Genomic DNA, 14,029 nt, shown 5'->3' with positions numbered 1-14,029 from the left:
CGGGACGATCAAGCAGTAGCTCCTCGTGGAGCTAGGAACGTGGCAGGGGAAGACCAATGACGACAGCGACCGGGATCCGCTCGGCCGATCGCAATTCCGTCTTAGCCACACTCGGCGACTTCATCCGAGAGATCAGCAATCCCGACGATCTCGCCTATGCTGCGGCGGAACTGCTCGGCCGCAGCCTGAACGTCAGCCGGGCGGGCTATGGCACGGTCGACACCTCAGCCGAGACCATCACCATTGTCCGCGACTGGAACGCACCGGGCATCCTGAGCCTCGCAGGCGTGCTGCGCTTCCGCGACTATGGCAGCTACATCGAAGATCTCAAGCGGGGCGAGACCGTCATCTGTGCCGATGCTGAAAAAGACCCTCGCGTCGGCGATCGTGCCGAGGCTCTCGAGGCGATCTCTGCGCGTGCGCTCGTCAACATGCCGATCTCGGAGGCCGATGGGGTCGTGGCGCTGCTGTATTTGAACAATGCCGGGCCGCGCGAATGGAGCCCCGAAGAGCTGGAGCTCATTCGCGATGTTGCCGAGCGTACGCGCACGGCCGTTGAGCGTCGCCGTGCTGAGACGGCCGTGCGGGAGAACGAAGCCCGGCTGCTTTTCCTGGACGCACTCAACAAGGAGACGGCCAGGACCCGCGATGCCGACGGCGTGATGGCGGTGACGACCAGGATGCTTGGCGAGCATCTCGAGGTATCGAGCTGTGCCTATGCCGATATGGATCCCGACCAGGACGGCTTCACCATACGCGGGGATTGGGCGGCGCCGGGCGCGGTGCATATCCTTGGTCACTACAGCCTGGCTGACTTCGGGAAGAAGGCGGTGCGAGAGCTCGGCGCCGGCAGGCCCCTGATCATCAATGACAATTTGAAGGAGCTTGCGCCTGAGGAAGCCGCCACTTTCCAGAACATCGGGATCGGTTCGACGATTTGCATGCCCTTGGTCAAAGAAGGGCAACTCACCGCCTTGATGGCGATCCATCAACGGGGCCCGCACCAGTGGACGCCGCGCGAACTCGCCTTGCTCACCGAAGTGACCGAACGGTCGTGGGCCCACATCGAGCGCGTCCGATCGGAACAGGCGGCGCGGGAGGCCGCCGAACGACTGACGCTTGCAAACAAGGCGGCTGGTATCGGCACCTGGGACTACGACCCGGTCAACAACGTTCTTCGATGGGATAGCCGCTGCAAGGAGGTGTTCGGTTTATCGCCGGACGCCGAAGTCAGCTATGAAGGGTCGTTCCTGAAGGGCCTTCATCCCGAAGACAGGCAGCGCGCCCACGAGGCCGTCTCCGCGGCGCTGACGCCGCACGCGCCGGCAAACTACAACATGGAATACCGGACCATTGGCATCGAGGATGGGGTCGAACGCTGGATCGCCGCGACCGGTCAAGCCATCTTTGCCAACGGCCAAGCTGTTCGGTTCATCGGAACGGTTCTGGATATCACCGCGCAAAAGAAAACCGAGCGTCATCTCAGAATACTCAATGATACCGGGGCCTCGGTCTCTCGCGAACGCGACCTCGACAAGATCGTCCAGATCGTGACGGATGCCGGCGTCGGACTCACCGGTGCTCAATTCGGCGCCTTTTTCTACAACGTTCTGGCGCCGGATGGCGGCAGCTACATGCTGTATTCGCTGTCTGGTGCGCCGCGATCCGCGTTTGAAAACTTTCCGATGCCGCGTAACACAGCCGTCTTTGGCCCGACCTTCGAGGGCTCCGGCGTGGTGAGGTCCGACGATATCCTGCGGGACCCCCGCTATGGCAAGAACGCGCCGCGGAAAGGCATGCCCGAGGGCCATCTTCCGGTCCGATCCTACCTGGCGGTCCCTGTGATCTCGCGCACCGGCGAAGTTTTCGGCGGACTTTTCTTCGGTCACGCCGAGACGGGTAAATTCCAAGCCGAGCAGGAGTCCGCGTTGCTTGGTATTGCGGGCCATGCCGCCACCGCTATCGACAACGCCCAGCTCTTGACCCGGCTCGAGGCGCTCAACGCCGGATTGGAGCAACGTGTTGCCGACGAAATTGCCGAGCGCATGAAGGCCGAAGAGCAATTGCGGCAATCCCAGAAGATGGAAGCCGTCGGGCAGTTGACCGGCGGCATTGCCCACGACTTCAACAATATGCTGGCCGTGATTCTCGGCAGCCTGAATCTTGCCAAGCGGCGGCTCGGCAGGGGAGAGGTCAGCATAGACCGCTTCATCGAGGGCGCCATCGACGGTGCAAATCGCGCAGCCACGTTGACGCAGAGGCTGCTCGCGTTCTCGCGCCAACAGCCGCTCGCGCCTGAGGTCGTGGACATCAACAAGATGGTCGGCGGGATGAGCGAGTTGCTCGAGCGCTCGCTGGGCGAGCTGATCCGCCTCGAGACGGTGCTGGCGGCTGGCCTCTGGCGGGTCAAGGCAGACCCGGCCCAGCTGGAAAGCGCGATGATCAACCTCGCGGTCAATGCGCGCGATGCCATGCCGAAGGGCGGCAGGCTGACAGTAGAAACCAGCAACGTCTCGATAGACCGAAAATATGCTCGCGAGTATGCACTCGCACCCGGGCAGTACGTTCTCGTGGCCGTGACGGACAACGGCACGGGAATTCCGGCCGACGTGCTGGGCAAGGTGTTCGATCCGTTTTTCACGACCAAGGTCGTGGGCAGGGGCACCGGTCTCGGCCTCAGTCAGGTCTACGGTTTCGTGCGGCAGTCGGGCGGCCATGTCAAAATTTACTCGGAAGTCGATGTTGGCACGACCGTGAAGATCTACCTTCCACGCTTCGCCGGCGAGGAGGCGGGCTCAGCTCTGTCACAGGAAGAAATACCCGCCGGTGCAAGCCATCAGAACGAAACCATTCTCGTCGTGGAAGACGACGAGCGCGTCCGCAACATTTCGTCCGAAAGCCTGCGCGAACTTGGCTACAACGTCATCGAGGCAGCCAGCGCCAAAGAGGCGATCAGGACGATCGAAAATGGTTTCGTTCCAGATCTGCTGTTCACGGATGTCGTCATGCCCGACATGACCGGCGCCGAGCTGGCGGCCGAGCTGTCGAAACGATACCCGGCGCTGAAAGTGCTGTTCACCACCGGCTACACGCGCAATGCAATCGTTCACAATGGCGTGCTCGATGCCGGCAAGCATCTGCTTCCCAAGCCCTTCGCTATCGAAGACCTGGCTGCCAAAGTCCGCACCTTGCTCGACGAGATCTGAACGCGTTTTGGAAACGATCTCTTCCGTTTGCAAGCTGCCTTCACAAGGGCTATGTCCCGGCTTTCGGAAGAGCATGACATGACAATCTCGGATGACAACGACCTCGCGCGCCTGAAGGAGATCGGGCGCATTGTCGCCAATACCCTGGAGGCAATGGGAAAGGCGCTCGAGCCGGGCATGTCCACCTCCGAGCTCGACCAGATCGGGCGAACGCTGCTGGAGGCCGCCGGTGCACGTTCGGCTCCGGAGCTGGCCTACGACTTTCCGGGCGCAACCTGCATCAGCGTGAACGAGGAGATCGCTCATGGCATCCCCGGCGATCGGCGGATCGCGCGCGGGGACCTCGTGAACATCGACGTGTCAGCCGAGAAGAACGGCTTCTTTGCGGATACGGGAGCCTCATTCGCCGTTCCACCCGCAACCCGCGCGGTCGAACGTCTTTGCAGGGACGGCCGGCGGGCGATGTGGACGGGCCTGCAGCAGGTCGGAGCCGGCAAACCGATTGCCGGTATCGGTCAGGCCATCGGGACCTTTGCGCGGAAGAACGGTTACAGCCTGGTCAGGAACCTTGCCAGTCACGGCGTCGGCCTGTCGCTCCACGAGGAGCCGACGGAGATCGCAACGTGGCCCGACCGCTCCGAACGCCGCATCATGAGCGAAGGCCTCGTGTTCACCGTCGAGCCGTTCCTGTCCCTTGGCGCGGAATGGGCAGAGGATGGCGATGATCCATGGACGCTCTACAGCAGCCCCGAGGCGCCGACCGTTCAATACGAGCACACCGTGATCGCCACGCGAAGCGGACCGTTGATCGTTACGATGGCTGGTTAAGGAGGCTCCTCAAGCCACCGGATCTCGGGCAGCATCCGAACGGGTTCGATCATCCAGAGCCAGCGGCGGCGCCGGTCTCGCCGACCAGATTGCCGAGCGTGGCGTCGGAAGCTCAACGCAAGGCGGGCCGCATATCGAAGTCCCGATTTAATTGACGCGCCGCGAGTGGCGAGGGGGCTTCTTCTGCGCAAAATACGGGTTCGCCACGCACGTCGCTGACCGACCGAGGGCTAAAAATCTGCACTGCTCGAGAGAGGTGTAGCGGCAATCGAAATAGCCGACGGGACCGTAGATCTGCATGCAGACCGGATAGCTCGGATCGTAGGTCTGCGCGTGCGCAGGCGCGCCGGCGAGCAGCAGGCCGATCGCGAGGAGCGCGAAGCGAGCGCGACGCATCTCAGCGCGGCAAATAGTAACCGGGCGAATAACCCGGCACCTGCGCGCGCGGCCTGTTCTGATACGCGTAGGGATCGTCGCTCTGGCCTGCGAAATACGGGTTCGCGATGCAGGTGAGCGCGCGGCCCGACGAACTCGCCTGGCACTGCGCGTAAGTGTCGAACGTGCAATTGCTCAGCCCCGGCCATTCATCGCCGGTGAGGCAGAAGGCATGGTGGGTCCCGAACGCGCGCGCAGGCACGCTTGCGCTAAGCGTGAAACCAAATGTGGCGAGGGCGAGCGAAAATGTGGCGACAATGGGGAGAGCAATTCGTCTGCGCATTCGATTCTCCAATCACGCGAACGTGCGCGCGACGTTGTTACGCGCGCATGCTGCGTATGTCGTAGTCGACAATGGAACTCATGAAAACTCTTGTTTCAAAGGGTTTCCCGCGCGCGCTGGTAAATCTTCATTAATGAAGCGCGATCCTTTGGCGCGAACTGTGGCGTCGAGGTTACAGCAATTCTGTCGAGCGCTGCTATGACGACGCTACGGCCCGGGGGCCTAACGACGAAACTGGAACGGGAATCAAATGAACAAGAATCTGTTGCTTGCTGCTGTGAGCCTTGTCGCGCTCGGCGCGACCGCACCGGCGGTGGCTGCTGACCTCGCTGCGCGGCCTTACACCAAGGCGCCGGCGATGGTCGCCGCGATCTACGACTGGAGCGGCTTCTACATCGGCGTCAACGGCGGCGGCGGTTCCGCCCATTCGACTTGGGATCTCGTCGGCGGTGGCCGCGAGGGTTCGCACGATGCGACCGGCGGCACGGTCGGCGGCCAGATCGGCTACCGCATGCAGTCGGGCCAGTGGGTGTTCGGTATCGAAGGTCAGGGCAACTGGGCTGACTTCTCGGGCGACAACGTCAGCGCGCTGTTCGCGACGCGCAACCGCTCCAAGATCGACTCGTTCGGTCTGATCACCGGTCAGATCGGCTACGCCTGGAACAACGTCCTCCTTTACGCCAAGGGCGGTGCGGCTGTCGCCGGCAGCAAGTATGAAGTCTCGACCCTTGGCGGGGCGCTGCTGTCCTCGAACGATCAGACCCGTTGGGGTGGCACGATCGGTGCCGGCCTCGAGTACGGTTTCGCCCCGAACTGGTCGGTTGGCGTCGAGTACAACCACATCTTCCTGCAGGACAAGAACGTCACGTTCGCAGGCCTGGTTGGCACCGATCGCATCCGCCAGGACGTCGACATGGGCCTCGTTCGCTTGAACTACAAGTTCGGCGGCCCGAGCCTCGGCCGTTACTGAGTAAAAGACTGCTATCGATCGCTCGACTTCGAGCGGTTGGCGAAAGCCCCGGCCATCGGCCGGGGCTTTTTTGTTGCTTAAATTCAGCGGGTTAACCATTCTGTTTGGAGATGGTCGAGATGGCTTGACTCCTGAGAACGAAATGAGAACAATGTTCTTCATACGTTCTCACCATGGAGTAAGCCATGTTCAGGATTTTCGTTGAAGAGGCCGCCGCGTTGGCGTCGATCGCGCTGTTTGTCGGGATGATTGCGATCTGGGCCCAGGTGCTCCCGCAGCTCTAGGCGCGGGCCTAGGTTGGGGAAAAGCAGGACGACGCGGCCGATCGGCCGCTCCGGCGTGGACTCTGGCACCATGACGCCCCACCATTATGAGGCGAGTCGGCCGGGCGAGTGCAGGATGCCTCCGGTGCCGGTGACCGCTCCATCTCATCTGCAAGAGGCCGTCACGCGACCATGCCGAGCGCCGGATTTGTCCACCTTCACGTTCACTCGGCCTATTCGCTGCTCAAGGGCTCGATCAAGATCGCCAAGCTCGCCGAGCTAGCGAAGAAAGACCATCAGCCGGCGCTGGCGTTGACCGACACCGACAACATGTTCGGTGCGCTGGAGTTCTCCGACAAGATGGCGGGCTCCGGTATCCAGCCGATCGTGGGCTGCGAGATCGCGATCGAGTTCGGCGACCAGGATCCCAATGCGCGCAACGTGCTGCTGCCCTCGCGCGTGGTGCTGCTGGCCGCGCAGGAGCGCGGCTATCGCAGCCTGATGCGGCTGAACTCGCGCGCGTTCCTGGAGACGCCCGACACTCATGCTCCCCACATCAAGTTCGACTGGCTCGAAGGCGAGACCGAAGGTCTGATCGCGCTGACGGGCGGTCCGGACGGACCGATCTCGCTGGCGCTTGCCGGCGGTTATACCGAGCTCGCGGCGGCGCGCTGCGAGCGTCTGGCCAGCCTGTTCGGAGACCGTCTCTACATCGAATTGCAGCGCCACAACATCGAGAAGGAGCGGCGGGTCGAAAGCAGCCTGATTGACATCGCCTACACCAAGGGCCTGCCGCTGGTTGCGACCAACGAGCCGTATTTCGCCACGACCGACGATTATGAAGCCCATGACGCGCTGCTCTGCATCGCCGGCGGGCGGCTGATCGCGGAGACCGAGCGCGAGCAGCTCACGCCCGATCACCGCTTCAAGACCCGCGCCGAGATGGCGGTGCTGTTCGCCGACATTCCGGAGGCGCTGGCCTCGACGGTGGAGATCGCCGAGCGCTGCTCGTTCCGGCCGATGACGCGCAAGCCGATCCTGCCGTTCTTCACGGTCGGCGCTGCCGCAAGCTCCGATGCCGCCGCAGTCGAGGCGGCCGAATTGAAGCGGCAGGCGGAGGAGGGGCTCGCCAACCGCCTGCGCGTGCACGGCCTCTCGCAAGGCACGACGGAAGAAGATTACAACGCGCGGCTTGCGTTCGAGCTCGACGTCATCATGCGCATGAAATACGCGGGCTACTTTCTGATCGTCTCCGACTTCATCAAATGGGCAAAGGGCCAGGGCATCCCGGTCGGGCCGGGCCGCGGCTCCGGCGCAGGCTCGCTGGTGGCGTGGGCGCTGACCATCACCGACCTCGACCCGATCAAGTTCGGCCTGCTGTTCGAGCGCTTCCTCAATCCGGAACGCGTCTCGATGCCGGACTTCGACATCGACTTCTGCCAGGATCGCCGCGGCGAGGTGATCAGGTACGTCCAGGAGCGCTACGGTCGCGACCAGGTCGCGCAGATCATCACCTTCGGGACGCTGCAGGCGCGCGGCGTGCTGCGCGACGTCGGCCGCGTGCTGCAGATGCCCTATGGCCAGGTCGACAAGCTCACAAAACTCGTGCCGCAGAATCCGGCCGCGCCGGTGACGCTGGCCGCCGCGATCGAGAGCGAGCCAAAACTCCAGGCGTTCCGCGACGAGGATCCGGTGGTGGCGCGCGCCTTCGACATCGCGCAGCGCCTCGAAGGCCTGACCCGTCACGCCTCGACGCATGCGGCCGGCATCGTGATCGGCGATCGGCCGCTGAGCGAACTCGTGCCGATGTATCGCGATCCCAAATCCGACATGCCGGTGACCCAGTTCAACATGAAATGGGTCGAGCCCGCGGGCCTCGTGAAGTTCGACTTCCTCGGCCTGAAAACGCTGACCGTACTCGACGTCGCGTGCAAACTGCTCAAGCCGCGCAACATCCACGTCGATCTCGCGACGCTGCCGATCGACGATGCCGAAAGCTACCAGATGCTGGCGCGCGGCGAGGTGGTCGGCGTGTTCCAGGTTGAAAGCCAGGGCATGCGGCGCGCGCTGGTCGACATGCGCCCCGACCGTTTCGAGGACATCATCGCGCTGGTCGCGCTCTATCGACCGGGTCCGATGGCGAACATCCCGACCTATTGCGCGCGCAAGCACGGCGACGAGGAGCCGGAATATCTCCACCCCGTGCTGGAGCCGATTCTCAAGGAGACCTTCGGCGTCATCATCTACCAGGAACAGGTGATGCAGATCGCGCAGGTGATGTCGGGCTATTCGCTTGGCGACGCCGACCTGCTGCGCCGCGCCATGGGCAAGAAGATCCGCGCCGAGATGGAGAAGCAGCGCGAGATCTTCGTCGCAGGCGCAGTGAAGAACGGCGTGCCGAAGGGGCAGGCCGATACCATCTTCGAGCTGCTGGCGAAATTCGCCGACTACGGCTTCAACAAGAGCCACGCGGCGGCCTATGCGCTGGTGTCCTACCACACCGCCTACATGAAGGCGCATTACCCGGTGGAGTTCATCGCCGCGTCGATGACGCTTGATCTCAACAATACCGACAAGCTGTCCGAATTCCGCGCCGAGGCGCAGCGCCTCGGCATCAAGGTCGAGCCGCCCAATGTCAACCGTTCCGGCGCGACTTTCGAGGTCGGCGACAAGACCATCTACTACGCGCTCGCGGCGCTGAAGGGCGTCGGTATTGCGGCCGTCGAGCAGATCATCGCGGAGCGGACCAAAAACGGCTTGTTCACCTCGCTCGCCGACTTTGCCGCGCGGGTGTCGCCGCGCGCGATCAACAAGCGCATCATCGAAAGCCTCGCCGCCGCGGGCGCCTTCGACACGCTGGAGCCGAACAGGGCGCGGGTCTTCGCCGGCGCCGACTCGATTCTCGCCGCGTGCCAGCGGGCGAACGAAGCTGCAACCATCGGCCAGAACGACATGTTCGGCAGCTCGGCCGACGCGCCGACCATCATGCTGCCGCAGATCGAGCCCTGGTTGCCGGCCGAGCGGCTGCGCCGCGAATATGACGCGATCGGCTTCTTCCTGTCGGGACATCCGCTCGACGATTACGCCACCGTGCTGAAGCGGCTGCGCGTGCAGTCCTGGGCCGAGTTCTCCCGCGCGGTGAAGACCGGCGCCACCGCCGGCAAGGTCGCGGCCACCGTGGTGTCGCGCATGGAGCGGCGGACCAAGACCGGCAACAAGATGGGCATCATGGGGCTCTCTGATCCCACGGGTCACTTTGAGGCGGTGCTGTTCTCCGAAGGCCTCGCGCAATATCGCGACGTCCTGGAACCGGGCGCCGCGGTGCTGCTCCAGCTCGGCGCCGAGCTCCAGGGCGAGGACGTCCGCGCGCGCGTGCTGCACGCCGAGCCGCTGGACGAGGCCGCGGCCAAGACGCAGAAGGGCCTGCGCATCTTCGTGCGCGACACCAAGCCGCTGGAATCGATCGCCAAGCGTCTCGCCGGCCCCGACATGGCGAACGGCGCCGCGCCGAAGGTCGGCAGTCCGGGCATCGCACCCCGCTCCAACGGCGACGGCGAGGTCTCGCTGGTCATGATGCTCGACCTCGAAACCGAGGTCGAGATGAAGCTGCGCGGCCGCTTCAAGGTCTCGCCGCAGATCGCCGGCGCCATCAAGGCGGTCGCCGGTGTGGTGGACGTGCAGCAGCTCTAGCAACGCGCACGGTGTTGCAGGCGGCTGCATGTCTTGCGCGGGACATGCGGCGGCCCTGTTGCAACCTTTCGCTGTTTTCGGTTAGCATGCACTCGGGGAAAATCTGAGGGCGTGATGCTATTGCGTGGGCTGGTATTGCTCGTGGCTGCGGCACTGCTGTGCGGCTGTGAGACGGCGAGGAGCGGGCTCGGATATTCGGAGACGGTACGAAAGCTGGGTCCGCCGAAAGCCGGGCAGGCCCGTGTCGTCGTGTTTCGCGAGAAAGGCTTCGGCGGCATCGGCGATCCGGACTGGGAATTTTCCCTCGACGGTACGCCGATCAAGGGCCTGAAGACCGGGACATATGTCTATGTCGATCGCCCGGCAGGCCAGCACCAGTTCGTAGCAGAGGAGGCGGCGCTCGGCGTCACGCGCGTGGACTTTTCGGCTCAGTCCGGCCAGACCGTGTTCTTCGTAGCGCGCTTCAGTCAGCGCAAGAGCGCCATGATCGCGAATGCGAGCACGGGGGTGCTGGGCTGGGGTCTCACCCTTGCGATGACGTCCGGCTATAAAAATCAGGGGCCGCTGGATTTCCTGCCCTTGGATGAATCGGCCGCCAGGACGACGATCGCAGAGCTTCGGTTGGCAGAATAGCCTCCGCGCGAAATTCGAGCTCCGCCCGCACCGTCATTTGTGGTGTCGTCACAGCGTTGCGGCTATGATCGCCGTGAGGCCGTTCGTCCATCGCGCCGGGAGGGAACGTGACATGTGCGACAAGTGCAATGAATCCCCACATGAGAGGATCGCGCCGTCGCGACGATCCGCGATGTTGTTGGGTGCCTCGGCGCTCGGCCTCGCCCTGACCGGCAGAGCCTTCGCCAAAGAGACCAAGGCGCCGCCCAAGCCGCAGAACGTGCTGTCGCCCGACGCATCATTGAAGCGCCTGACGGAAGGCAATGCCCGCTATGTCGACGGCGTGTCGCGGCGGCACGATTTCAAGCACGAGCGCGAGGCGTTGGTCGGCGGACAGAATCCGTTCGCGGCCGTACTGAGCTGTGCCGATTCGCGCATCGCGCCGGAATATGCCTTCGACACTGGCCGCGGCGATCTGTTCGTTTGCCGCGTCGCCGGAAATTTTGCCGGCACCGAAACCATCGCCAGCATGGAATACGCGGTGGCCGTGCTGAATGCGCCGCTGATCCTCGTGCTCGGCCATGACGCTTGCGGCGCGGTCGATGCGACGCTGAAGGCGATCAAGGACAACAAGCCGCCGCCGGGCCATATTCCATCGCTGGTCGATGCGATCACGCCTGCAGCGAAGGCTGCGATGCAGCAGGGTGGGGACGTCCTCGACAAGGCGATCCGGCAGAACGTCATCGACAACGTCGCGAAGCTGAAGTCGGCAGCGCCGATCCTCAATGCGGCCGTGGAGCAGGGCAAGCTGAAGGTCGTCGGCGGCATCTATCGGCTCACGACGGGAACGGTCGACCTGATCGCGCAGGTCTGACGAGACGAACCGGCTCGCGCCGGTTCGTTGTCGCGAGGCTGACGCAGGCGCCCTGGCGTTGGTGCCGGGCGCCATGCCGCCGCCTCAATCCAAGCCTTCGTTATTTGGAAGCCTTTCGTTCAAGTGTCATTCAGCTCGCCACGCGTCTGATGCGTGGCGGCATCTCAACAACAAAAACGGGCAAGCAAGTCATGCGTGGGACGCTCCGAGCCTTCATTTGCCTTCTCCTGCCAATCGCGGTCCTTGCCGCGGGCGCGCCGGATCCGGCGCGTGCACAGCAGCAGGAAAAGCGTATGGCGCTCGTGGTCGGCAACGGCGCCTATGCCAAGTCGCCGCTGGCGACGACGGCAAACGATGCCGGCCTGATCGCGCAGACGCTGCAGGCGGCGGGCTTCGACGTCGTCGGCGCCCGCGATCTCGACGGCGACACGCTGCGCAAGAGCTTTCGCGATTTCATCCAGAAGGCGCAGGCCTCCGGACCGGGCACCGTCGCGATGGTCTACCTCGCCGGCTATGGCGTGCAACTTGCCGGTGAGAACTACTTCATCCCGGTCGATTCCAACATCACCCGCGACACCGACATTCCGACCGAAGGCCTGCGCATCGGCGACTATCTCCGCCAGCTCGCCTCCGTTCCGCTCAAGGCCAACATCGTCGTGCTCGACGCTGCGCGGGCGCAGCCCTTCGTGGAGGGCGGCCAGCAGATCGCGAGCGGACTTGCGCTGGTCGAGCCCGACGCCAACATGCTGATCGCGTTCAACGCCGCGCCCGGCACGGTGGCGCCCGAGGAGCCTGGACCTTACGGCATCTATGCGCAGTCGCTGGCGGAGATGATCCGCACCGGCGGCCTACCGCTGCCTGAGGTGTTCGACCGCGTTCGCCTGCGCGTCAACGAGGCCAGCAAGGGCGCGCAAGTGCCCTGGAACGAGCAGAAGATATCGGCGCAATTCTCGTTCTTCGAGCGCGGACCTGACGCGCCGCCGCCTGAGGCCGCACCCGACCAAGTCGCCGCGATGCGCAACAAGCCGATCCGCGATCTCGGCGTGCAGGATGCCTATGCCGCCGCGCTCACGCGCGACACGCTGCCGGCCTACGAAGAGTTTCTCTCCGCCTATCCCGGCGACCCGCTGTCGAAGCGCGTGATGGTGATCGTCGCGGCGCGCCGCGAGGCCATCACCTGGCGGCGGACCTATCGGACCGACACGCCGGAGGCCTATTGGTCGTATCTGCGTCGCTATCCGCGCGGTCCGCATGCGGCGGATGCGCGCCGGCGCTTGGCGATTCTCACCGCGCCGGCCGAGCCGCCGCCGAGCTTCGCGATGATCGACTACGACGTGCCGCCACCGCCGCCGGAGGAGGTGGTCTATGTCGAGCGTCCCGTGCTGTATTTCAGCGATCCGGATTTTGGCTTTGCGCCGCCACCGCCGCCGCCGGTCTATTATCTGCCACCGCCGCCGCCGGATTTCGTCGTGCTGTCGCCGCCGATGCCGGTGGTCGGCCTGTTCGTGCTGCCGCAGCCGATGTTCGTGCCAATTCCTGTGTTCGTCAGGCCGCCGGTCTATGTCGCACCGCCCCCGAACAACATCATCTATCAGAACATCCATAACAGGACGGTCATCAACACGGTGATCAACCAGCCGCCGGCACCGCCGGCGGGTGCGGGTGCCGGAGCGGGCAATCTCGCGCCAGCCATTGCCGGGCGCACCAATCCGGCTGGTCCCGCCATGCCGCAGGCGGTCGTGCAGCGCGCCGCCCTGATTCAGCAGGGCAAGGCGCCGATGCCGCCGAGCGCGACGATGCAGCCGACGGCGAGGCCAGGAATGCCTCCGGCCAGGCCGGCCAATGCCGCACCGACCGGTACGCCACCTACGACTCCACCTGCCAGTCCGCTTGCCACGCCACCGGCCAAGCTGCCCCAAGCCAACACCCTGCCGGTTCCCGGCACCCATGGCGGTCCACCTGTACCGCCAGCGGGAGCCGGGCCACTGCCGGGCGGCAGACCCGGGCTGCCCACGGCCACTGCTCCCGGCACACCGCCGCCGACCCATCCGGGAGGGCCTGCGGGAGCGCCGACGACTGCTGCTCCCGGCACCACGCCGCCGGGTCATCCCGGTGCGCCGACCGCCGCCGCGCCGGCGACTGCGCCCACGGCGACAAACCCGGCCGCTGTGCCCGGCCAACCGCCGAAGCCGCCGGTGGCCCAAGCCCCGCCCGGGACCGGGACCGGGCCTGGGGACCATGGCAAGTCCGCGACCCGCGAGCCGGCTGGTTCGCCGCCTGCTGCCCGCACGCCTCCTGGCGCAGTTGGACGACCGGTCACGCCGCCGCCCTCGGCGGCGCGGGAGCCGATCAGGCCGCAGCATCAGCCGACCGCAGCTCCCGCCCAGGCTGCCCGGCCGTCGGCGCCACCACCGCGGCCTCAGGCCGTGGCGCGGCCGGCGCCTCCGCCTCCGCCGCGTGTTGCGCCGCCGCCACCGCCACGGGCGGCTCCACCCGTGGCGGTTGCTCGACCGGCGCCGCCGCCAATGGCGCGGCCCGCGCCGCCGGTCGCCCGGCCGGCGCCACCTCCGCCGCCCCGGATGGCCGTCGCGCCACCGCCGCCGCCGCGCCCGGCAGCACCTCCACCGCGTCCTCCGGCTCCGCCGCCGGCGGCAAAGAAGTGCCCGCCGAACCAGCCCAGATGCTAGGCAGGGGCTAGGCCGGAGCGATCTTTACGGAAGGGGGCCTCTTGCGGGCGAAAGCCGCCCCGAAAGGCCCTTATTTCCTTGCTTCTGGCCGAAATCGCGCTATACACCGCGCCATCTCACACGGAAGCATGGCTCACAAGGCCGTCCGGTGGCAGCCGGGGCGACAACGCTCTGTCCTGCT

9 protein-coding genes are annotated in these 14,029 nt (G+C 65.1%); 7 read left to right on the top strand and 2 right to left on the bottom strand.

Features of this window, described 5'->3' with window-relative positions:
* The first annotated feature begins 56 nt into the window (after positions 1-56).
* Positions 57-3,206, top strand: coding sequence for a GAF domain-containing protein (locus tag IVB42_RS15815; RefSeq protein WP_247397098.1), 3,150 nt, complete (start codon positions 57-59; stop codon positions 3,204-3,206).
* 78 nt (positions 3,207-3,284) lie between these two features.
* The gene (gene map / locus IVB42_RS15810) at positions 3,285-4,034 is read left to right on the top strand and encodes a type I methionyl aminopeptidase (protein WP_085353579.1); all 750 of its coding nucleotides are present in this window, start codon (positions 3,285-3,287) and stop codon (positions 4,032-4,034) included.
* A 147-nt stretch (positions 4,035-4,181) separates the two neighbouring features.
* On the opposite strand, the gene IVB42_RS15805 is transcribed toward map, so the two are convergent.
* Positions 4,182-4,430 (bottom strand): DUF3551 domain-containing protein, encoded by a 249-nt coding sequence (locus IVB42_RS15805; RefSeq protein ID WP_018455048.1) that lies wholly within the window; start codon positions 4,428-4,430, stop codon positions 4,182-4,184.
* A gap of 1 nt (position 4,431) precedes the next feature.
* The gene (locus IVB42_RS15800) at positions 4,432-4,752 is read right to left on the bottom strand and encodes a DUF3551 domain-containing protein (protein WP_018455047.1); all 321 of its coding nucleotides are present in this window, start codon (positions 4,750-4,752) and stop codon (positions 4,432-4,434) included.
* Between the two features lie 250 nt (positions 4,753-5,002).
* Between IVB42_RS15800 and IVB42_RS15795 the strand changes: the two genes are divergently transcribed.
* The 5 genes from IVB42_RS15795 to IVB42_RS15775 all read left to right on the top strand — a co-directional run bounded on the left by IVB42_RS15795 (position 5,003) and on the right by IVB42_RS15775 (position 13,848).
* Positions 5,003-5,722, top strand: a complete 720-nt coding sequence (locus IVB42_RS15795; protein WP_085394829.1) for an outer membrane beta-barrel protein — start codon at positions 5,003-5,005, stop codon at positions 5,720-5,722.
* Positions 5,723-6,177: 455 nt separating this feature from the next.
* Positions 6,178-9,675 (top strand): DNA polymerase III subunit alpha, encoded by a 3,498-nt coding sequence (gene dnaE / locus IVB42_RS15790; protein WP_247397101.1) that lies wholly within the window; start codon positions 6,178-6,180, stop codon positions 9,673-9,675.
* A 114-nt stretch (positions 9,676-9,789) separates the two neighbouring features.
* Complete coding sequence (locus tag IVB42_RS15785) at positions 9,790-10,308, top strand: hypothetical protein (protein ID WP_026232865.1); 519 nt, start codon at positions 9,790-9,792, stop codon at positions 10,306-10,308.
* A gap of 112 nt (positions 10,309-10,420) precedes the next feature.
* A complete protein-coding gene (locus tag IVB42_RS15780) occupies positions 10,421-11,161 on the top strand; it encodes a carbonic anhydrase (protein WP_085353578.1) in 741 nt (246 codons plus the stop codon).
* 191 nt (positions 11,162-11,352) lie between these two features.
* A complete protein-coding gene (locus IVB42_RS15775; protein WP_247397104.1) occupies positions 11,353-13,848 on the top strand; it encodes a caspase domain-containing protein in 2,496 nt (831 codons plus the stop codon).
* Positions 13,849-14,029: the final 181 nt, after the last annotated feature.

Source organism: Bradyrhizobium sp. 45 (assembly GCF_023073155.1).
Lineage (GTDB): Bacteria > Pseudomonadota > Alphaproteobacteria > Rhizobiales > Xanthobacteraceae > Bradyrhizobium > Bradyrhizobium canariense_D.
Note: the sequence above shows the minus strand (reverse complement) of the source record. Positions and strands in the feature narration are given on the sequence as shown.

What these genes read in the sequence shown, in the direction of transcription:
- IVB42_RS15815 (WP_247397098.1), top strand. Translation starts at nt 57, where the DNA reads ATGACGACAGCGACCGGGATCCGCTCGGCCGATCGCAATTCCGTCTTA.
- map (WP_085353579.1), top strand. Translation starts at nt 3,285, where the DNA reads ATGACAATCTCGGATGACAACGACCTCGCGCGCCTGAAGGAGATCGGG.
- IVB42_RS15805 (WP_018455048.1), bottom strand. Translation starts at nt 4,430, where the DNA reads ATGCGTCGCGCTCGCTTCGCGCTCCTCGCGATCGGCCTGCTGCTCGCC.
- IVB42_RS15800 (WP_018455047.1), bottom strand. Translation starts at nt 4,752, where the DNA reads ATGCGCAGACGAATTGCTCTCCCCATTGTCGCCACATTTTCGCTCGCC.
- IVB42_RS15795 (WP_085394829.1), top strand. Translation starts at nt 5,003, where the DNA reads ATGAACAAGAATCTGTTGCTTGCTGCTGTGAGCCTTGTCGCGCTCGGC.
- dnaE (WP_247397101.1), top strand. Translation starts at nt 6,178, where the DNA reads ATGCCGAGCGCCGGATTTGTCCACCTTCACGTTCACTCGGCCTATTCG.
- IVB42_RS15785 (WP_026232865.1), top strand. Translation starts at nt 9,790, where the DNA reads ATGCTATTGCGTGGGCTGGTATTGCTCGTGGCTGCGGCACTGCTGTGC.
- IVB42_RS15780 (WP_085353578.1), top strand. Translation starts at nt 10,421, where the DNA reads ATGTGCGACAAGTGCAATGAATCCCCACATGAGAGGATCGCGCCGTCG.
- IVB42_RS15775 (WP_247397104.1), top strand. Translation starts at nt 11,353, where the DNA reads ATGCGTGGGACGCTCCGAGCCTTCATTTGCCTTCTCCTGCCAATCGCG.